The sequence below is a fragment of the Phycisphaerae bacterium genome (assembly GCA_012729815.1).
Lineage (GTDB): Bacteria > Planctomycetota > Phycisphaerae > JAAYCJ01 > JAAYCJ01 > JAAYCJ01.
Genome location: JAAYCJ010000174.1, coordinates 1 through 20,283 on the forward strand (window position 1 = coordinate 1; position 20,283 = coordinate 20,283).

21 protein-coding genes are annotated in these 20,283 nt (G+C 63.2%); 1 reads left to right on the forward strand and 20 read right to left on the reverse strand.

The window, feature by feature from the left end; genetic code table 11:
* Nucleotides 1–160 precede the first annotated feature (160 nt).
* From GXY33_11295 to GXY33_11315, 5 genes are all read right to left on the reverse strand, one after another.
* Nucleotides 161–922, reverse strand: a complete 762-nt coding sequence (locus tag GXY33_11295; protein ID NLX05717.1) for a polyphenol oxidase family protein — start codon at nt 920–922, stop codon at nt 161–163.
* A 1-nt stretch (nt 923) separates the two neighbouring features.
* Nucleotides 924–1,883: an alcohol dehydrogenase catalytic domain-containing protein gene (locus GXY33_11300; GenBank protein ID NLX05718.1), complete on the reverse strand. Its 960-nt coding sequence runs from the start codon at nt 1,881–1,883 to the stop codon at nt 924–926.
* A 24-nt stretch (nt 1,884–1,907) separates the two neighbouring features.
* Complete coding sequence (locus tag GXY33_11305; protein NLX05719.1) at nt 1,908–2,438, reverse strand: adenine phosphoribosyltransferase; 531 nt, start codon at nt 2,436–2,438, stop codon at nt 1,908–1,910.
* 1 nt (nt 2,439) lies between these two features.
* Nucleotides 2,440–3,282: an RNA polymerase sigma factor RpoD/SigA gene (locus GXY33_11310; protein NLX05720.1), complete on the reverse strand. Its 843-nt coding sequence runs from the start codon at nt 3,280–3,282 to the stop codon at nt 2,440–2,442.
* A gap of 238 nt (nt 3,283–3,520) precedes the next feature.
* Nucleotides 3,521–5,317 carry a 30S ribosomal protein S1 gene (locus GXY33_11315; protein ID NLX05721.1) on the reverse strand — a complete coding sequence of 599 codons (1,797 nt, stop codon included), beginning with the start codon at nt 5,315–5,317 and terminating at the stop codon, nt 3,521–3,523.
* Between the two features lie 491 nt (nt 5,318–5,808).
* Between GXY33_11315 and GXY33_11320 the strand changes: the two genes are divergently transcribed.
* Nucleotides 5,809–7,581 (forward strand): hypothetical protein, encoded by a 1,773-nt coding sequence (locus GXY33_11320; protein NLX05722.1) that lies wholly within the window; start codon nt 5,809–5,811, stop codon nt 7,579–7,581.
* Between the two features lie 122 nt (nt 7,582–7,703).
* On the opposite strand, the gene GXY33_11325 is transcribed toward GXY33_11320, so the two are convergent.
* The 15 genes from GXY33_11325 to GXY33_11395 all read right to left on the reverse strand — a co-directional run bounded on the left by GXY33_11325 (nt 7,704) and on the right by GXY33_11395 (nt 20,272).
* The gene (locus GXY33_11325; protein ID NLX05723.1) at nt 7,704–8,021 is read right to left on the reverse strand and encodes a hypothetical protein; all 318 of its coding nucleotides are present in this window, start codon (nt 8,019–8,021) and stop codon (nt 7,704–7,706) included.
* Nucleotides 8,022–8,051: 30 nt separating this feature from the next.
* Entirely contained in the window at nt 8,052–8,879 is an 828-nt protein-coding gene (locus GXY33_11330; protein NLX05724.1) for a FliA/WhiG family RNA polymerase sigma factor, read from the reverse strand.
* 50 nt (nt 8,880–8,929) lie between these two features.
* Nucleotides 8,930–9,196, reverse strand: a complete 267-nt coding sequence (locus tag GXY33_11335; protein ID NLX05725.1) for a hypothetical protein — start codon at nt 9,194–9,196, stop codon at nt 8,930–8,932.
* A gap of 21 nt (nt 9,197–9,217) precedes the next feature.
* Nucleotides 9,218–10,066, reverse strand: coding sequence for a MinD/ParA family protein (locus tag GXY33_11340; protein ID NLX05726.1), 849 nt, complete (start codon nt 10,064–10,066; stop codon nt 9,218–9,220).
* A gap of 13 nt (nt 10,067–10,079) precedes the next feature.
* Nucleotides 10,080–11,300, reverse strand: coding sequence for a flagellar biosynthesis protein FlhF (flhF, locus tag GXY33_11345; protein ID NLX05727.1), 1,221 nt, complete (start codon nt 11,298–11,300; stop codon nt 10,080–10,082).
* Nucleotides 11,297–13,414, reverse strand: coding sequence for a flagellar biosynthesis protein FlhA (flhA, locus tag GXY33_11350; protein ID NLX05728.1), 2,118 nt, complete (start codon nt 13,412–13,414; stop codon nt 11,297–11,299). The genes flhF and flhA overlap by 4 nt, the downstream gene beginning before the upstream one ends.
* Nucleotides 13,415–13,443: 29 nt before the next feature.
* A complete protein-coding gene (flhB, locus tag GXY33_11355) occupies nt 13,444–14,544 on the reverse strand; it encodes a flagellar biosynthesis protein FlhB (protein ID NLX05729.1) in 1,101 nt (366 codons plus the stop codon).
* Between the two features lie 15 nt (nt 14,545–14,559).
* Nucleotides 14,560–15,342: a flagellar biosynthetic protein FliR gene (gene fliR, locus GXY33_11360; GenBank protein ID NLX05730.1), complete on the reverse strand. Its 783-nt coding sequence runs from the start codon at nt 15,340–15,342 to the stop codon at nt 14,560–14,562.
* A gap of 1 nt (nt 15,343) precedes the next feature.
* The gene (gene fliQ, locus GXY33_11365; GenBank protein NLX05731.1) at nt 15,344–15,616 is read right to left on the reverse strand and encodes a flagellar biosynthesis protein FliQ; all 273 of its coding nucleotides are present in this window, start codon (nt 15,614–15,616) and stop codon (nt 15,344–15,346) included.
* A gap of 37 nt (nt 15,617–15,653) precedes the next feature.
* Nucleotides 15,654–16,469 (reverse strand): flagellar type III secretion system pore protein FliP, encoded by an 816-nt coding sequence (gene fliP / locus GXY33_11370; GenBank protein NLX05732.1) that lies wholly within the window; start codon nt 16,467–16,469, stop codon nt 15,654–15,656.
* A gap of 3 nt (nt 16,470–16,472) precedes the next feature.
* Nucleotides 16,473–17,177, reverse strand: coding sequence for a flagellar biosynthetic protein FliO (locus GXY33_11375; GenBank protein ID NLX05733.1), 705 nt, complete (start codon nt 17,175–17,177; stop codon nt 16,473–16,475).
* Nucleotides 17,178–17,262: 85 nt separating this feature from the next.
* Nucleotides 17,263–17,667, reverse strand: coding sequence for a flagellar motor switch protein FliN (gene fliN, locus GXY33_11380; GenBank protein NLX05734.1), 405 nt, complete (start codon nt 17,665–17,667; stop codon nt 17,263–17,265).
* 20 nt (nt 17,668–17,687) lie between these two features.
* On the reverse strand, nt 17,688–18,290 hold the full coding sequence (locus GXY33_11385) for a hypothetical protein (GenBank protein ID NLX05735.1): 603 nt from the start codon (nt 18,288–18,290) through the stop codon (nt 17,688–17,690).
* Between the two features lie 22 nt (nt 18,291–18,312).
* A complete protein-coding gene (locus tag GXY33_11390) occupies nt 18,313–18,507 on the reverse strand; it encodes a flagellar FlbD family protein (protein NLX05736.1) in 195 nt (64 codons plus the stop codon).
* Nucleotides 18,508–18,562: 55 nt separating this feature from the next.
* Nucleotides 18,563–20,272 (reverse strand): flagellar hook-basal body complex protein, encoded by a 1,710-nt coding sequence (locus tag GXY33_11395; protein ID NLX05737.1) that lies wholly within the window; start codon nt 20,270–20,272, stop codon nt 18,563–18,565.
* Between the last annotated feature and the right edge of the window lie 11 nt (nt 20,273–20,283).

The following is a 20,283-nucleotide window of genomic DNA, read 5'->3' on the forward strand; positions in this document are numbered from 1 at the left end:
CTCGAAGGAGCGGGTCCGCCAGATCGAGGCCAAGGCGATGGAGAAGATGCAGGTGCTGCTTGAGGGGGAAGCGGGCCGCGGTTTCGGAAGCGACAGGGCAAATCGTCAAGACGGTTGACCTCCGCGGTATGACGCGGGCCTGCCTATCACATCACTTCAATCAGCGTCCAAGTGCGGCCAGGAGAGCGAAACGGCCAGTATCCGAGCCCTGGCGGCGATAGGAGAAGAAACGGTCGTCGCAGATGGTGCACAGGTCGATGGTCTGGATGTTGGCGTCGGACAGGCCCGCGCCGGTGAGCTGACGGCGGCAGGCGTTCCAGAGGTCGAAACGTCGCGGTTCGGACGAGGCGAACGGGCGCAGGTCGTCGGGAAGCTGCTGAACCAAGTCGTCGCCGACCTGGTAGCAGCACGGACCGGCGGAGGGCCCTACCGCGGCAACCAGATCGGCAGATTGGCAGCCGAATCGCTCGGACATGAGGCCAACCGCGTTGGTCAAAATCCGATCAGCCAAAGCCCGCCATGAGGCGTGGACATTGGCGATCGCGTGCCGGCGCGGGTCGTAGATCAGGACGAGCGGGCAGTCGGCTGAGAGGGTCAGCAGGGGCGTGTATACTTCAGCGGTGACCAAACCGTCGCAGCCGGCGATGGTGTCGCTGCGGCCTTCCGCCCCCCTGCCGACGTTCGCGGCGTCCACACACGCGACCCGGCCGTGATGGACCTGCTCGGCGACGGTGAGCTTGCTGAAATCGAGTCCGAGTCTTCGGCAGAGCAGGCGGCGACGCTCGATGGCCCGATCCGCAGCCGGGCCGACATGGTCGGCAAGATTGAACGGATCGTCGCCGTCAAATCGCGTCGTGGTGATCGCGTGGATCAACCGGTCGAATCGCTCGAAGATCGGGAACGTCAGCTGCGTACAGGCCATCTCAAGTCCGCTCCATCTCCAACAGAACCTTGATGCTCCCGGGTCGCTGGGCAAGGGTGAAGGCCTCGACGCCATCCTGGATCGCGAATCGTCGGCTGATCATCGGCTCGACACGAACACATCCTTCTTCGAGAGCTTCGATGGCCGGTGCGAAGGGTCCGCATCGACTGCCGATGATGGTGATCTCGTTGATGACGGTGAGGGCGAGGTTGGGACCGATGTTTCCAGCGAAGGTGCTCTTGAGGATAACGGTTCCTCGCGGCCGGACGAGGTCCTGGGCGACGGCAAGGCCTTCCGGATGGCCGGTGCAATCGACGGCGACGTCGAAAACTTGGCGCGGCGTCGCCTCGTCGATGCGCTGGATTTGAAGTCCGAGTTGCCGGGCGAGATCCTGCTTACTGAGACTACGACCGAAAAGGTGCAGTTCGCCGACCCGAGGGGCGAGCACCTGGGCGACGAGCAGGCCCAGCCGTCCGGGCCCGAGAACGGCGACCTTTTCATTGCCGCTGAAGGCATGCTGGCGCGTGACCTGGAACGCGGCGGCGAGCGGCTCGATGAACACCGCCTGATCGTCGGAGACGCGGTCGGGCAAAACATGGAGGTTGTCGGCGGGAAGAGACAGATACTCAGCGAACGCGCCGTCGCGTCCGGCGATGCCGAGAACGGTCCGGTTGCGGCAGTGGTTGGGAAGGGATCGGCTGCACATGTCACACCGACGGCAGGGGCAGTTGATCTCGCCGACCACTCGCCGTCCGGCCAGCGGTGCGGACCCTTCGACGACGGTTCCGACGAACTCGTGGCCGGGCACACCGCAGAAATCCATGTAGCCTTTGACGATCTCAAGGTCGGTGGCGCAGATGCCGGCCTGAATGACCTTGACGAGGACTTCGCCGGATCCCGGCTGCGGGTCCGGATGGTTGGGATCGAAGCGCAACGTCCCGTCGAAAACGAGGGCCTTCATGCCGGCGCAAGCCCTCCAAAGGCGCTAGTCGTAGCGGATGACGCTGAACACGTCGTAGTCGTTGAGCTTGTCTCGGCCGTGGAGGAAGGCCAGCTCGATGAGCACAGCCACGCCCACGATATCGGCGCCAAGCTCCTTGACCAGGTCACATGAGGCCTTCATGGTCCCGCCGGTGGCGAGCAGGTCGTCGATCATGACCACCCGCTGACCGGGCTTGACCGCATCGGCGTGAATTTCGAGACTGTCGGTGCCGTACTCGAGATCGTAGGTAACGGCGTGTGTTTTGGCCGGGAGCTTTTTGGGTTTGCGGATGGGCACAAACCCGGCTGAGAGGGCCTGGGCGACGGCGATGCCGAAGATGAATCCGCGGGACTCGGCACCCACCACCAGGTCCACGTGCTGGCCTCGGAACCGGTGGGCCAGCAGCTCGACCGCCAAGGCCAGAGCCGCGGCGTCGCCCAACAGGGGCGTGATATCCTTGAAGATGATACCGGGTTTTGGAAAGTCGGGAACGTCGCGAATGAAACCGGCGAGATAATCGCGGCAGCTTTGCATGTCAGCCGAGCTCCTCCTGGACATAGAGTTCGAGTTTTGACAGAGCTTGTCGTTCGAGCTGGCGGACCCGTTCGCGTGTCAGTCCCACCCGCTGTCCGACCTCCTTGAGGGTGAGGGACTTCTCTTCGATCAGGCCGTAGCGGAGTTGGACGATCCGCGCCTCTCGCTCGTCAAGCTGGTCCAAGAGTTCTTTTACAACCTGCCGCTCGGTTTCGTCAAACAATTTCTCTTCGGGGCTGCCGACGCGGGTGTCGACGAGGATTTCGCTGAGGTCCATCTGCTCGTCGCCGAAACCGGCTGTGCCGCCGCTGGAAAGGGCAACGATGGCCTCCTGTACGGCCTTGGCCCGCTTGGCCGGCATCTTGAGGTCCTTGCGGATCTCCTCGGGAATCGCGGGTCGGCCCTTGAGGTGTTCCAGCTCGGACGCCTTCTGTCGCCAGCGTGAGATTTCCTCAGCCATGTAGGCTGGGATGTGTACGGGTTGGCCCGCTCCGATCAGGGCCCGGCGGATAGCCTGCTTGATCCACCAACTGGCGTAGGTGCTGAACCGCGAGCCCTGCTGCGGGTCGTAGCCTTCGACCGCGCGGAGCAGTCCGAGGTTGCCTTCCTCGATGAGGTCCGAGATGGGCACGCCGCGTCCGGAGTAGTTTTTGGCGATGTTGACCACGAGGCGCAGGTTGGCCCGGACCATGCGGTCGCGGGCCTGCCAGGCCAGATCGTTATCGGAATTGCGAAGCTGGGTCGCCAGTTCCTTCTCCTCGTCGGCGGTCAGGAGGGCGGTTTCGTTGATCTGGCGGAGGTAGACTTCCAACCCCTCTTCCGGGGCGAGCATCTTTTTATCCATTCACATGGTCCTATAATCTCGGGTCTTCCAGACTGATGTCCGCTGCTCATGTTGTCTATCGGCAAATGGGAAGGTCGGCGTTATGGTCTGGCCACCGTCATTATGCCCGGAAAGGCGATCGACCGCAAGGGTCGCGACGGTACCGGTCGGGGCGAAACGTAAAGCGGCCGGCGAAAGGGATCCTTCGCCGGCCGCCGATTTTTCCGAATTGTCCATTCCGCTGAAGCCTCAGGGTTTACTAATTCTCCTCGTTCTCCTGGTTTTCCTGCTTCCTCAAGGGAACCTGGACGCGATTGAGGCCGATGAAGCCGCCGCCGGAGTCCAGACCGCCGCGCAGCTCGCGCGGGGCCGGCTCTTCGCGACCGCCGGTATCCTGGCCTTCTTCGCTGGCCCACTCGGCCCGCTTCTTGGACAGCCCGATCTTGCGGTCCTGGGTGTCGACCCGGAGAATCTTGACCTCGATCTCGTCGCCGATCTTGAGTTCTTCCTGCGGGTTCTCGACCTTGTGGTCGGCGATTTCGCTGACGTGCAGGAGCCCTTCGAGGCCCGGTTCGAGCTCGACGAAGACGCCGAAGTTGGTGATCTTGGTGACCACGCCCTTGACGATCTGGCCGGGGATGTAGCGGGACGGCACGGCGTGGAGCCACGGGTCCTCGGTCAACTGCTTAACGCCCAGTGAGAGGCGCATCTTTTCCTTGTCCACGCCGAGCACGACGCACTTGATGCGGTCGTTCTTCTTGACCACTTCGCTGGGATGGGTAACCTTCTTGGTCCAGCTCATGTCCGAGACGTGCAGCAGGCCGTCGATACCTTCTTCCAGTTCGATGAAGGCGCCGTAGGTGGTCAGGTTGCGGACGGTGCCCTCGACCACGGTGTTCGGCGGGTACTTGTCGGCGACCAGTTCCCACGGGTTGGTCTCGACCTGCTTGATGCCCAGCGAGATTTCCTTCTTGTCCTTGTTGACGTCGAGCACAACCACGTCGATGGTGTCGCCAACGTTGACCAGTTCGCTGGGGTGGTTGATCCGCTTGGTCCAGCTCATCTCGCTGATGTGAACCAGGCCTTCCACGCCCGGCTCGATCTTGACGAACGCGCCGTAGGAGGTGATGTTGACCACCTCGCCCTGGACGCGGGAGTTGATCGGATACTTGTCCTCGATTCGCGACCACGGATCCTCGGAGAGCTGCTTGAGACCCAGGGCCACTTTTTCCTTTTCGAGATCGAAGCCGAGGACCATGACCTCGATATCCTGGTCGATCTTGACCATCTCGGTGGGATGGCCGATGCGGTCCCAGCTCATGTCGGTCACGTGCAGCAGGCCGTCCATGCCACCGAGGTCGACGAAGACGCCGAAGTCGGCGATGTTCTTGACCACGCCCTTGCGGATCTGCCCGATCTCGAGTTCGGAGAGCAGCTTGGCCTTGGCCTCGGCCCGCTCTTCTTCGATGAGTCGCCGGCGGGAGATCACGATGTTCCGCTGGGCCGGATCGATCTTGATGATCTTGGCCTCGATGCTCTGGCCGACGTACTCGCCGATGTCCACCGGGCGGCGGATATCGACCTGGCTGGCGGGCAGGAACACGGGCACGCCGATGTCCACCAGCAGGCCCGACTTGATCTTCCGCATGACCTTGCCGGTCACCTGGTCGCCTTCCTTGCAGGTTTCGATGATGCGTTCCCAGCCGCGGATGCGGTCGGCTTTGCGCTTGGAGAGGGCGACCATGCCGGTGTCGTCCTCGACCGTCTCCAGGTAGACCTCGATCTTATCGCCGGGGTCGATCTCGCTGGGTTCCTCGAACTCATGCAGCGGGACGACGCCCTCGCTCTTAAAGCCGATGTCGATGATGACACTGTCCCCAACCACCTCGATGATCCGGCCGGGCAGGATGGTTCCCGGTTTGAAGCTGGTGATGGTCTTGTCCACCGCCTTGTCCAGACCGCTGCCGAAGTCCTGCGTGCCCAGCGCTTCGCTGAGGGCCTTCTCCAGTTCCTCCTCGTTGAGGTCAATGTCTTTGATGATGTTGTGATCGACCATAAATCCTTGCCACCTAAACGTTTAAAAAGGTAAAATGTAACGTCCGCCAGCCACGCGCCGGCGGCCTATTTGCCATCGCTGATACTGCGGCCGCAAGCGGACATACCGCCAGCACGGCCAAAAGTCTTGATAGTATAGCACCCGCCAGGACGTTTGTAAACCGATTATTCAGCGACACTTGATCGTTGATCGTCGTGTGGGAGGCCGTGGCCGTACTGCCGGGATCGCCGGGCGCATCGGCAGCACAGAAACAGGGGCTTGCGTGCACAGGTTTTCCACAATCGCGATCCCAGCATTGATAAAGCCTGACCGGTAGTTATCGGACGAGGTGCAGCGGGAAAACCGGCCGTATCAGGCCTAGGATTACTTAACGTCCGATTAACAAGCGGCCGATAGAACAAATGCCATGTACCCGGACATCGCGGCTGGCGGCTTGCCCGAAAGTCCTGGTGCGGCAGTAACATAGACAAAAGCGCCCATAAGGAGGAGATATGCGGACCGTCGTCCACGTGACCCACGAAGCGGTAGAGAAGATCGGCGGCATCGGCGCGGTGCTGGAGGGATTGCTGACCAGCGCCGCGTACAACAAGGCGGTGGACCGCAGCATCCTGGTCTGCCCGCTTTTCACGACCGAAGGGCCAATGCAGACCCGGCTGGGTCGCGGCGGCGAGGTGCTCTACAGCTCGGTGGACGGCCACATCCGCAACGAGTGGGCTCTGAAATTCCGGAGCGTGGAACTGGAGCACAACGTGGGGATCGTCTACGGCCGGCGGACGTTCGTGAACTTCGACACCGGGCTGCGGGTCAGCCCGGAGGTCATTCTGATCGACCTGTCGCGGGCCGACTCCCGGAAGACCAACGAGTTCAAGGCCAAGCTGTGGGAGGTTTTCGGGATCGACTCGATCCGTTACGAGAACAGCTGGGACTACGAGCAGTGGGTGAAACTCGCCCCGTCGGCCCTGGCGGCGATCGAGGCGGTGGGCGGCGTGCCGCAGGACGGCCATTGCGTGATCACCGCCCACGAGTTCATGGGCATGCCGACCGCGCTGGGCGCGATCGCCAGTTCGCGACCCAACTACCGCACCATGTTCTACGCCCACGAGGTGGCCACGATTCGCAAGATCGTCGAGGACCATCCCGGGCACGACACGATGTTCTACAACGTGCTGCGGGCGGCCCGGCGCGACGACCTGTTCCTCGAGGACGTCTTCGGTCCGCAGGACCACTACTTCAAGCACGCGCTGGTCAGCGCGAGCAAGTACTGCGACAACATTCTGGCGGTCGGCGACTACGTGCTCAAGGAGTTGCGATTCCTGGGTCCGGAGTTCGAGCACGTCGATATCGAGCTGTGCTATAACGGCATTCCGGCCAGCAAGAGCGACATGAAGCAGCGGCTCTTGAGCAAGGCCAAGCTTCAGCGGTATTGCGAAATCCTGCTGGACTACCGGCCGGACTACGTGTTCAGCCACGTCTCGCGTCTGACGGTCAGCAAGGGGCTGTGGCGCGACCTTCGGATTCTCGAACACATCGAGCGGGCCTTCCGCCAGCAGAATAAGAGCGCGATTCTCTACATGCTCTCGACTGAACTGCCGCGGCGTCGGCGCGACGACATTCTGCACATGGAGCGATGGTGGCGGTGGCCGGTGGCGCATCGTGAGACCGCTCCGGACCTCTCGGGCGGCGAAGCGGCGTTGTACGCGGGCATTCAGGAATTCAACGCCAAGGCCCGGAACCTGAAGGTGCTGTTCATCAACCAGTTCGGCTTCGACCAGCAGAGCTGCGGCTTGCGGATGCCAGCGGACATGGAGTTCATCGACATCCGCCGCGGCACCGACCTGGAGTTCGGCCAGTCGGTCTACGAGCCATTCGGCATCGCCATGCTCGAGCCGCTGACCTTCGGCGGGATCTGCGTCGAGAGCAACGTCTGCGGCAATGTCGGCTTCCTGCATGACGTGTCGGGCGACGAGCTGCCGGAAAACGTGATCATCACGGACTACACGGACCTGGACGAACCCGCGGCGGAGATCGAGGAGTTGCTGCGGATCGACCAGACCAAGCGGAACCACGTCGAGCAGCGGGTGGCCCGGCGGATCGCCGAGCAGATCCTCCGCACGCTGCCTCGCGACAACGCCCACATGGAAAAGCTCATCGAGACCGGCTACCAGATGGCCAGTAAGATGAACTGGGACGTGGTCGCCCGCGACTACTTCCTGCCCGCGGTCGACCGCGCGTGCCGCAAGCAGCGTGTGCTCGAGGTGGCGTAAGGAAGGCGGCGGTTTTCCCCTGTGGAGAGTCAGCGGAGATCACGGAGATCATCCGCGCCAAACGCCCAATCGGTTCGTCCGGCGCCGGCGCTTCATCTTCCCCTGAAAATGACGGGCCGCGTTCAGGCTTCGATGTCAATGTGGGCGTTGGCTTCGGCCTGATCGTCGGGATCCTGGCCGTTGCCGTCCTCGGGCATGGCCTGGTGTTTGTGCCGCCCCTGCTGGTGCGATTCCTCCTCGTCGTGGCGGCGAACGCGGGTGCCTTCGGTCTCGAGGGTGTCTTCGACCTGGTGTTCCTGCTGGTCGGAGGCGCTGGCCTGCTCCCTGAGTTCCTCTTTCCGCCGGCGTTCTTCGACGGTCTTCTCTTCGGCCCGCTGCTTCTGGCTGACCGTAGCGGCGACCACTCCGGTCACGAGATTGGCTGGAGGTATTCCGGACATCGGGGGCCTCCCTTGGATCCGGCGACGGATCTATTCCTCGTCAAGCTCCTCCCCACCCGCGGGAATTTCGGTCTCGAATTCTCTTCGGCGATCGAGGAGGTGCTGCTTGAGCCTTTTGACGATGGCCGAGTGCATCTGGCTGACGCGTGATTCGGAGAGGTCGAGGGTCTTGCCGATTTCCTTCATGGTCATTTCTTCGTAGTAGTAGAGGAGGATGATCAGGCGTTCGGTCCGCGAGAGGCCGCGCATGATCAGCTCCTTGACGTCCTTCTTCTGCATTTCGACGACCGGGTCGTCGGAACGGCGGTCTTCGAGGACGTCGATTTCGCGGAGGTCCTTGTGGCTGTCGGCCTCGTTGCGCGGGCGGGAGAGGCTGATGAACGTGGTGCTGGTGGTATCGTTGATGACGCGGTCGAACTCCTCGCGCGAGAGGTTCATCCGCGCGCAGAGTTCCTGGTCGGTGGGCAGGCGGCCGAGTTCGGCCTGAAGGGCCTTGACCGCGTGATCGACGCGGCGCATGCGGTTGCGGACGATCCGCGGGACCCAGTCGCGTTCGCGGAGCTCGTCGAGAATGGCCCCGCAGATCCGCTGGGAACAATAGGTGGAGAACTTGACGCCGCGATCAAGGTCGAAGGCCTCGATGGCGTCGATCAGGCCGAGAATGCCGGAACTGATCAGGTCATCGAGATCGACCTCGTTGGGCAGTTTGGCCCAGACGCGTTCGGCGTTGTACTTGACCAGGGGGAGGTAGTTCTCGATGAGCCGGTTTCGCAGATCCACGCTGCCGGTGGCGCGATACTCCCGCCAGACCTGGTCGATGTTGGCATCCTTCTCCGCTACGGTCGCCGTCTGTTTCATAAGTCATCCTCCGTGAGACTGTGGGTCTTGCTGTAAAACCAATCCGTGGTTTACTTTTTGCCGCCGTCGGCGGCACTGGCCGGTTTCATGTCGTCCGCGGCCGCTGCGTCCTCCTGTTTGGACTGCATTTCGAGGTATTCGTTGATCGCGATCTGGGCCAGCCATCCGAGGACGGCCCCGAGCACGACGAACAGGATCAAGGCCCACCAAGCCCGGCGGAGAATGGTGGTCATGTCGTTGCCGGCCCAGAGGCCGGCCATGATGGCGGCCGAGAAGGCCAACAACCCCAACGATCCTGACGTCATCCTGACGATCATGCTTCCCTACGCTTCCTTGCGTTACGAGAACAGGCTGGCCACCTTTCGAAAGAACCCGACCTTCTGGGCGGGCACGTTGACGTTGCGGGCGAGCTTGGCGGCCAGGTTCATCAGGCAGTAGCTCGCCTGCGACTTGGGATACTCCAGGACGAACGGGCGGCGTTTTTTGACCGCCTGTACGACCGCGCCATCCTCGACGACGTATCCGGCGTCGTAGAGGGTCAGGTTGAGAAACTTCTTGGCGACCTGGGCGAGCCGCTGCTGGCAGGTACGGGCCTCCAGCCGGCTGGAAACGCGGTTCATGAGGACCGAGATGTGTCCCGAGGCGCCATCCTGAACGGCGGTTTTGATCATGGCGTAGGCGTCGGTAATGGCCGCGGGTTCCGGAGTCGTCACCACCAGGACCAGATCGGCCAGATCGACGAAGGTCATGACATTGCGGTTGATACCCGCTGCGGTATCGAAAATAACGAGGTCAGCCTGGGACTGGAGGTCCGATAACACCTGAACCAGGCGGTGGCGTTCGAACTCGGAGAGGTTGGCCAGTCCAGCCAGCCCGGACCCCCCCACCACGACCTGAAGGCCGCCCGCGACGGTGTGGATGATCTGGTCGAGTTCGACCTCGTTGTGGAGCACGTGGTGGATGTTGTACCGGCTGTTAACGTTGAGCAGGACATCCACGTTGGCCAGACCCAGGTCCGCGTCCACGAGGATGACGCGCTTGCCGCTGGCGGCCAGACAGATGCCGAGGTTGATCGAGGTGACGGTCTTGCCGACGCCGCCCTTGCCCGAGGCGACGGTGATGATCCTGGCCCTGGCGGGCAGGTTTCGCATCATTTCCCTGAGTTTGGCTGCCTGATCGTTAAGCATCCGAATATCTCCGTCAGGTTTGCGCCTGCGGGGTCAAGGGTTCGCCCGAGCCGCCGGGCGATCCGAATTCCGTACACTGGTCGAGAATGAGCTTGGCCAGCCGTTTGCCGCTGCCCAACTCGATGTCGTCCGGGACATTCTGTCCGGTGGTCAGGTAGGAGATTGAGCGGTCGAGCTTGCGGACGACATTCAGGAGCATGCCGACCCCGACCGCCTCGTCGAGCTTGGTGAAGACGACCTTGTGAATACCCAGAGGCGAGAACTGGTTGATGCTCGCCTGGAGGGTGGCGTGGCTGGAGGTGCTCGAGAGCACCAGGTGGACCTCGTCGGGCGAGGCGGCGTCGAGAAACGACTTGAGCTCCTGGAGCTTGATCCGGTCGTTCTGGCTTCGGCCGGCGGTGTCGATGAGGATCAGGTGGTGCTGCTGCTTGAACGACTCGATGGCCGACCGCAGTTCGTCGGGCGAGAGGACCACGCGAAGCGGAATGTTGATGATGTTGGCGTAGGTCCGAAGCTGATCGACGGCGGCGATGCGGTAGGTGTCGATGGTGATCAGGGCGACCGATCTGTTTTCGCGAAGGCGGAAGTTGGCGGCAAGCTTGGCGATGGTGGTGGTTTTGCCGACGCCGGTAGGTCCGACGAAGGCGATGACGCGGGGCTTGCCCGGCTGGCCGGCGGTGATCGGCTCGGGATCGGGGATCATCTTTTCGACGCAACGGGAGATGGCGGCGCGAACCAGTCCCTCGTCGCGAAGCTGCTCGGACGTCAACTCGTCATGGACCTGACGGGCGATGCCGTCGGCGAGTTCCTGAGCAACTTCCTGGTTGACCAGGCCCAGGTACATTGAGAAGAGTTCTTCGGGCACATTGGGCGTCTGGGACCGCCGCTGCTGGTCCACCAGTTCGCGGACCATCTGCTTGACCGCCTCGATCTCCTGCTTGAGCTGAACGGCGTCGGACGACGCGGCCGGCGGCATGGCCGGAGCGGCGACCGCGGGCGATGCGGGAACGGCCTCGTCGGTCCGCCCGGCCAATACGGTTTTGCGGACGCCGGGCGGCAGGACGTTGACGCCGGCGCCGGCGGTGATCTCGACCACGCGCCGGGCTCCCAGTCCCAGAAGTCCGCCCTTCTTGACCGTACGGGTGTTGAGGATGACCGCGTCGCGTCCCAGTTCGCGCCGCACCTGGGCGAGGGCGTCAGCCATGGAGTCCGCCTGGTAGGTCTTTAGCTTCATGTCGCTGCGCTCACATTCATGGATACCACGCCGTGGGACTTCAACTGCACGTCGCGTACGATCTCATTAAACGCCAAAACGGGTGTATTTGGAAGCGCCGATTCGATTAATCGGCGTAAATGGAGACGAATTTGCGGGGAGCAGAGGAGGATCATCTGCTGGACCGCGGAGTGCTTGTCGACCTCCTCCCGTACGGCGGCGACGATGGCGTTGGTCTGGCTGGGCGGCAGGGTCAGATAGGAGCCGGCGTCGGTGCGTTCGACGTGGGCGTTGACGGTGTCTTCGAGGGCCGGGTCGAGGGTCAGGCAGTTGACGGTGTTGTCGCGGTCCTGGACCTGGGCGCAGATGGTCCGGGCGAGGGCGTTGCGGACGTACTCGGTGAGTATCTCAAGGTCCTTGGTCTTGTTGCCCCAGTCGCCGAGGGTTTCGAGGATGGTCTGGAGGTCGCGGATCGGGACCCGCTCGCGGAGGAGGTTCTGGAGAACCTTCTGGACGTCGCCGAGCTTCAGGACCGGGCCGACGACCTCCTCGATGACGGCGGGGCATTTCTCCTTGAGGCCGTCGAGCAGCTTGCGGGCCTCGTCGCGGGTCACCAGTTCGCACGCGTGGCGTTTGATGACGTCGGTCAGATGGGTAGCGATGACCGAACTGGCGGGGACGACGGTGTAGTTGTTGCGTTCGGCGCGGGCGCGATCGGCTTCGGTGATCCAGACGGCGGGCAGTCCGAAGGCAGGCTCCTGGGTCGGTTCGCCGCCGATCCGTTCGCGGACGGCGCCGGAGTCGATGGCGAGGAACTGGCCGGGGAAGGCTGAGCCGCGGGCGATCTCAACGCCGCGAAGCTTGATCGCGTAGTCGTTGGCGTCGAGCTGCATGTTGTCGCGGATGCGGATGGGCGGGATGATCAGGCCCAGTTCGATGGCCATCTGGCGGCGGATCATGCTGATTCGGTCCAGCAGGTCGCCACCCTGGGACTTGTCGACGAGGCGGATCAGGCCGTAGCCGACTTCCAGCTCCATCGGATCGACGTTCAGGAGCGTCTCGACGGGCTCCTGTCTGGTCTCCGGTTTGGCCTTGGCGACGGCTGCGGCCTGGCGGGCGACTTCCACCTTCTTGGTTCGGGCCAGCAGCCAGGCCAACCCGGCGCAGGAGCCGCCAAGCATGAGCAGCGGGAGTTTGGGCAGCGGGGTGAGGGCGAGCATGCCGAGGAAACCGGCGGCGATGGCCAAGGCCACCGGCTTGGCGGTCAACTGGCCGAGCAGGTCCTCACCAAGGCTGCTGGTGGCGGTCGAACGGGTAACGATCAGGCCGGCGGCGATGGAGATGATGAACGCGGGAATCTGGGTGACCAGGCCGTCGCCGATGGTCAGCTTGGTGAAGGTCTCCATGCACTGGCGGACGTCCCATCCGTACTCGACCATGCCCACGTAGAGGCCGCCGAGAATGTTGACCAGAGTGATGATGATGCCCGCGACGGCGTCGCCGCGGACGAATTTGGAGGCACCGTCCATGGCCCCGTAGAAGTCGGCTTCGCGGGTAATCGCCTCGCGGCGGCGTCTGGCCTCGGGCTCGTCGATCAGGCCGGCGTTCAGGTCGGCGTCGATCGCCATCTGCTTGCCGGGCATGCCGTCCAAGGTAAACCGGGCGGCGACCTCGCTGATGCGGGTGGCGCCTTTAGTGATCACCACGAACTGGATCACGACGAGGATGATGAAGATGATCAATCCAACCGCCAGCGAGCCGCCGGCGACGAAGTTGCCGAAGGCCTGGATCACGTGGCCGGCGGCCGCGGTGGCCTCAGCGGCGCTGCCCGACCGTTCGCCGGCGGTGAGGATCAACCGCGTGCTGGCGGTATTGAGCACCAGGCGAAACAGGGTCATGGCCAGCAGCAGCGAAGGGAACGATGAGAACTCCAGAGGGTGCACGACGTAGATCGTAGTCAACAGGATGACCGCGCCCACCGTGATGTTGGTCGAAAGCAGCACGTCCATCAGGGCCGGAGGAAGTGGGATCAGGATGACCAGCACCAGCGACGTCGCGCCCAGCGGCAGCAGCAGACCGCGGTGCCGGTGCAGCACTCCGATCACCGGGATTTTGTCGAACGCCGCTGTCGCCATGTGTGTCGTCGGTTCCTATCGCCTGTGGTTTACGTAGCCGCCGCCCGGGCCGCAGCCGCCTTGGCCGTCGATCTACCGGAAAGTTCGTAGACATAGGCCAGGATCTCAGCCACCGCCTTGTAGAAGGTGGGCGGGATTTCCTGGCCGACTTCGCACGTCTTGAAGATCGCTTGGGCGAGCGGCTTGCGCTCGACGATCGGCACGCCGTGCTCGATGGCAATTTTGCGTATCCGCTGGGCCACGAAGCCCGCGCCCTTGGCCACCACCTTCGGGGCTGACATGGTGTCCGGATCGTACTTGAGGGCGATGGCCAGTTCCGTCGGGTTGGTCACCACCACGTCGGCCCTGGGCACGGCCATCTGCATCCGCTGCATGGCGAGCTGACGGGCCACGCGACGGCGGCGTTCGCGGACCAGCGGGTCGCCTTCCTGACGCCGCATTTCCTCCTTGACCTCCTGCTTGGTCATCCGCAGGCTCTGCTCGTGGCGGTATTTCTGGTAGATGTAATCGATGATGGCCAGTACCAGAAGGGCCGCCGCCAGCCTCACGCCGAGCGAGTACATCAGGTCGCCCGAGAGGCTGATGATCTGCAGGAAGTCCAAGCTGCTCATGGCCACGATCTGTGGCAGCCACGACTGGATGGTCAGGAACGCCACCGTTCCGATCACCAGCACCTTGAACACGCTGATCAGCAGCCGCATCAGCGACTGCATCGAGAAAATCTTGCCGAAACCGGAGATCGGATCGATCTTCTGGATATCCGGCTTGAGCGGGTGGAAGGTAAAGAGCAGCCCCACCTGCCCGAGGGTGACGATCAGGGCGACAAACAAGAAGGCCAGGCACAGCGGCCCGGCCGTCCAGACCAGGACGTGGGCGGCGAACTCGCCGAAGGTCATCATCGAGTCGATCGACACCAGATCGGGTCCGCGATACCCCAGCAGCAGCTGCATCAGTCCCGCCAGATCGTGGAGCAGACCGGGCGCGGCGATCTTCAGCGCCGCCATCGCCCCGAGAAGAGCCACCGCCGCGGTCAGGTCCTGCGACTTGGCGACCTGTCCCCGCTCGCGGGCCTGCTGGCGCCGTCGTGGGGTTGGGGCTTCGGTCTTTTCGCCTGCGTCTTCCGGAGGCACTGATTTCTCCTGCCGCTAGAACCCGAACAACCGGTGGACCTTGAGGAACACGTCATCGAACATCCGCATGAATATGTCGATTCCGGCGCCGAGGCTCACCACCGTCAGTAGAAAACCCATCACCGCCCGCAGCGGAAAACCCACGGAAAGGATGTTGAGCTGCGGAACGGTCCGGGCGACAAAGCCCAGGGCCAGAGTGGCCAGGAAAATGGTCACGATCACCGGGGCCGAGACCTGTATGGCCACTACGAAGGCAACCTGCACGATGCCGCTGAGCAGCACAAGGCCGTCTTCGCCGATCATGAAGCTGCCGGCCGGCAGCGTGGCAAAGCTTTTGATGACCGCGCCAAGCAGGGCGTGGTGGCCGCCGATCACGAGGAAGATGATCGTGGCCAGCCAGAAGAAGAGCTGCCCGAGCACCGAGGTCTCCTCATTGAACAGCGGGTCGAAGACCTGGGCCATGGCGATGCCCATCTGTTGGCCGATCATCAGACCCGCCAGTTCCAAGGCCGAGAATAGGGCCAGGATGGCGAACCCGAAGACCAGGCCGATCATCAACTCCGAGACGACGGCGGCGATCAGCACGGCCGGCTGGTTCGGGATGACGATCGCCGACGGATCGAGAAACGGCAGCACGACCAGGGAAATCACGCCGGTCAGCAAGGCCCGGATCTGTACCGGGATGCTCGCGCTGCCGAAGAACGGGGCGAACGCCACCAATCCGCCGATGCGGGCCATCACCATGGCCAGCAGCGGCAGGTTCAGCAGTGCGGTCAGCGCTTTGAGACTCTCGTCCATGTCAGTGTCCCGCTGAGACGTTGCCGAGCATGTCCCGGGCGAACTCCATCATCCGGCTTGATATCCACGGGGCGAAGACGACCACCGCGGCGGCCATCGCCAGCATCTTGGGAATGAAGCTGAGGGTCTGCTCCTGGATCTGGGTGACCGCCTGGAGCAGGCTGATCAACAGACCGACGAACATACCGATCAGGAGGATCGGAGCGGCCATCTGGAGCGTCACCATCATGGCGTATCGCGCCAGGTCCAGCGCTTCCGGTACCGTGATCGTCATCTTCCTTCCCTCGATCTTGACTGGTTGCGGACGACGGCTAGGCGAAACTGGACAGCAGGCTGCCCACCACCAGATGCCAGCCGTCGACCAGCACGAAGAGCAACAGCTTGAACGGTAGCGATATGAGCATCGGGGGCAGCATGAGCATGCCCATCGAGATCAGCACGGCGGCGATCACCATGTCGATGACCAGGAACGGCAGATAGACGCGGAACCCGATCACGAATGCGGTCTTCAGTTCGCTGGTCACGAACGCCGGCACCAGGACGCTGGTCGGCACGTCGCGCCAGCGCTCCACTTCCGGGTTGCCGGTCCGGGCGAGGAACATGAAGACGTCCTGCTCGTTGTTGGTCGCCTCGATCTGGCGGATCATGAACTCGCGGATCGGGCCCAGGGCGTTGGTCAGGGCCTGGCCCTGGTCGAGTTGGTTTTCGAGGTAAGGCGTGAGGGCGTCCTGCTGAACGCGGTACCAGGTCGGCGCCATCACCATGAAGGTCATAAACAGGGCCAGCCCGATCAGGACCTGGTTGGGCGGAAGCTGCTGAGTGGCCAGGGCCTGGCGGAGCAGCGCGAGCACGACGATGATGCGGGTGAAGCAGGTGACCATTACGAGGATGGCCGGCGCTAGTGACAGGACGGTCAGGAGGAACAGGATCTGGAGCGCGGTGGACATGCCCGTGCCGTCTTTGACCGGCGGAATCACCTGGCGGATGTCGGGGATGTAGGCCCCTTCGCCTCCGGCGGTCTGTCCCCACGCCGAAGCGGCCAGCGCAAGAACCGCCACCGCGATCGGAAGCACAAAACCCCTTCGCGAGCGGCGGACGGAACAACCATCAGAGACGATGCCTTCCATGGCTTAGCGCTGGCCTCCAATGCCCTTGAGACGGTTGATCTTATTTATCAACGAATTCAGCTCGGATTTCAACTCCAAAACACTTTCTTCTTCATTTTCTTTGCTGTTTTCGCGGTTTTTATCGGACGGATCGGGCTCGGAGTCCTCCTCTTCGAACCTCGCCCGCTCACCGGAGAACAGGCCCATGAAGCCGGCGGTGACACTGGTCGAGCGTCCCTGCTCAATCTGGCTGAGCAACTGGGCGACTTCGTCGGGATCGGAGACGGTCAGGAGATGGCTGACACTCTGCTCGCTCAGGCCAATCAGGACGAGTTTTCGGCCGACCTTGACCATGGCCAAGGCCTGTTTGGGCGAAAGGTAGGTTCGTCCGAGAACCTGGACGGCGGCCAACGATGAAAACATCCTGGCTCCCGGGTAGGCCTTACGGATCACCGCCAGAGCGACCACGATGAGCACGAGCACCAGGGCCAGGGCGGCCCACAGCGTTCCGCTGAAGGCGCTGAAACCGCCCTTCTCGTCGTTCCGTTCGCCGGACCGGAATTCCTCCGACCCTTTGATCGGGCTGTCCTCGACGCCCGGTTCATCGAGCGAGGCGGGGTTGTTGGCGCTGGAGGTCTCCTGTCCCGCGCATGGCAGAGCGGGACAGAAGAGACTCAGTCCGATAATCACGAGCAGGAAGCGCAGTTTTCCGTTCCGGCGAAGAAACATGGCCTGGCTGTATCCTTTGACGGCTGTGGGTCACTATTGAGTTGTGAACATGCGGTATTCGCCCCTTGAGGCGTCCGGCGATCGATCAAGGGGTCTGGTCGGCGACGATCTGACTGACCCGCACGCAGAAGTTGTCGTTGAGCACAAGGACTTCCCCGCGAGCCACCAACCGCTCGTTGACGTAGATATCGACGGGATCACCCGCCAGCTTGTCGATCTCGACGATCGAACCTTCGCCAAGCCGCAATACGTCCTCGACGAGCATGCGGGTGCGGCCCAGCTCGATCTTGACGTCCAGTTCGACGTCCTGAAGCAGGTCGACCGAGGTCGCGGCGGCGGGCTTGCCAGCTTGCGCAGCGGCCAGTTCCTTGGCCAGATCGGGAAGCCCGGCGGCTTGACTCTCAGCGGCGGGCGAAGACGGCTTCGGTTCGGCCGCCGACGGTTCGGCGGATTGAACCGGCTTGTCCTTTTTGGGTTCTTCCGGCGACATGAGTTCCTCTTTCGGCCTCCCTAATCGATGGGGGTGGGCATGTAATGGGCAATCAAAACGTCCTGGATCTTCCCTTTTCCAATCAGTTCTTCAAGCACGCCTTTGAACTGGCGCCGGAGGGTCGAAAGGCCGTAGTCGGGCTTGTCGGTCCTGGCCAGACCCAGGGCGCCGGCGTCGGCCCCGGCGATGATCGTCCGCATGCGGTCGCGGATGGTGGCTTCGTGGTGCTTGATTTCCTCTTCGATGCCGCCGCCCGCCGCTTCGCCGCCGTGTCCGCCGTGGCCGCCGCCTTCACCTTCGCCGCCGAGCAGGTGCTTAGGCACCAGGGCGTGGACTTCCATCTCGATCACGTAAAGGCGGTTGGTGTTGGTGTGCGGACAGCGGATTTTGGCGATGGGGATCTCGGCCGTCTCCTGGCTCTCCGGGTGCTCGCCCTCGCCGTGCTGCTCGACGATCTCGATGCCCATGGCCTCGGTGGGACTTTGTCCGAAGATCTTGATGCCCACGAACACGCCGACGACCATGAAGACCAGCATGCCGCCGACGATCCCGCCGCCCAGGACCAGCTTGTTCGACTTCTTCGGCGTTGCTTCGGCGGTCTTTTCCTCTTCAGCCTTGGCCATTGTTCAACTCCCTGTCGCGGCGTTACGTTCCGAAGTTGCAGCGGATGCTCCGGGCGTACTCGATAGCCCGCGAGACGACCACGTCCATCGGTTCGCGGACCAGGAGGCGGTCGCCGCTGGTCAACGTGATCAACGTATCCGGCGTCTGCTCGACGAACCGGATCAGTTCGGCGTTGACCACGATCTCCTTTCCGTTCAGCCGCGTAACCTTAATCATGTTCTTTCGTTACCGTCCCATAACCGCCATCGGCCGGATCGGGCGCTGACTTTCGTTACCGCACCATCGAGAGCAGTTCGCTCAGGAGCTGCTGCGAGGTGCTGATGACCCGACCCGACGCGCTGAACGCGGTGGTGGCGGTGATCATGCTGATGAACTCGCGTGTCAGGTCCACGTTGCTCAGCTCCAATGCTCCGCCGATCAGGCTCCCGGCCCCCATCGCACCCGGCGTGACCAGTGCCGGCTCGCCCGAGTTGGGCCCGGCCACGAACGCGTTGTCGCCCTGGGCGATCAGTCCGCCGGGGTTCGAGAAGGTGGCCAGGACCACCTGCCCCAGGGTCCGGGTCAAACCGTTGGAGAAGGTGCCGATAATGCGGCCATCATTGGCGATGGCGAAATCATTCAGCGTGCCCATCGGGAAACCGTTTTGCTGGTCCATCAGCGGACCGGTCGAATTGCCGCCGAGCGGCGTGAGTCCCTGGAGTTTGGAGAAGTCCAGCGAGACCACCACCGGGTCCACAGCCCCCAGGTCGGCCCGGTTGACGGTGACCGAATTGCTCGTGGTGCTGACCAGGGTTCCGGAGGTATCAAAGGTCAAGGTGCCCGATCCGACCACCGGCGAAAGGTCGCTGTCGTCCTGCGACTCGGCGTAGAACCGCCAGGTGTTGCCGGTGCTGGTCTTTTCGATCAGCGTGAAGGTGATGTCCACGTTGGCCGGGTTGCCCAGGGAGTCGTAGACCTGGAAGCTCGTGAACTCGCTGGCTCCCTGGACGTCCTCGTCGATCTCGACGCTGCCGTAGGTGACGGCTGATCCGCCGGAGCCGGTCATCGAGGTAATATTGATCACGCTGTCGGCTCCGAGATTGCCGACGATCTCAATCTCACCGTTGGCGTTGACGCTGATCCCCGCGGGCGGGTTCTGGGCGGTGCTGGTGTTGATCCCGCAGACGCTTTCGAGCCATTCGGTCAGTTCGGCGAGGGTGGCTCCGGAGTCCAGAGCGGCGGTGCTTCCGTTGGTGACGGTGAAGGTGGCCGGCTCCAGGTTCCGTCCGCCCTTGGTCGCCTCGACGGTGATCGTATCGCCGGCGGCGAACAGCGCCACACCCGGAGCGGTGGCGGAGGCAACCGCGGTCAGGGCGGTGTTGCCGGTGGCGGGCACCGCGCCTCCGGCGATTACGAGGGCCTGCGAGGTGGTGGTCGCGGGCGCCGCGGCCACAATCCCGCTGGCGTCGAGGTTGCCCTTGAACCCGGCTTGAGTGGTCGCCTGGGCGATGGACAGCCCGCCGACCGGGATGGTCAGGGCCGAAAGCGTGCCCTGGGCGATGTTGAAATTCTCATCCACCGCGAAACCGAGCAGCATGTTTCCATCGGCGCTCACGAGGCGCTGGTTGGCGTCGATCTTGAACGCCCCGTCGCGGGTGTAGACGCGACTGCCGTCGGAGGTCTGGAGCATGAAGAAGCCGTTGCCCTGGATCGCGGCGTCGGTGTTCACTCCGGTCAATTCGATCGAGCCGGTGCCGAAGTCTCGTTCGACGGCTCCGGTGCTCACGCCGAGGCCGAACTGCATCGGGTTGGTGCCGCCGCTGGCCGTGCCGGGCGGCGTGCCGAACGACATGGTCTGGCTCAACTGGGTCTGGAACGTGGCCCGCGAGCCCTTGTAGGCCACCGTGTTGACGTTGGCGATGTTGTTGCCGCTGACGTCGAGCCGGGTCTGCGAGGCATTGAGGCCCGAGAGCGCCGAATACAGCGTCGAAGTGATACCCATCGTTCAGGTTC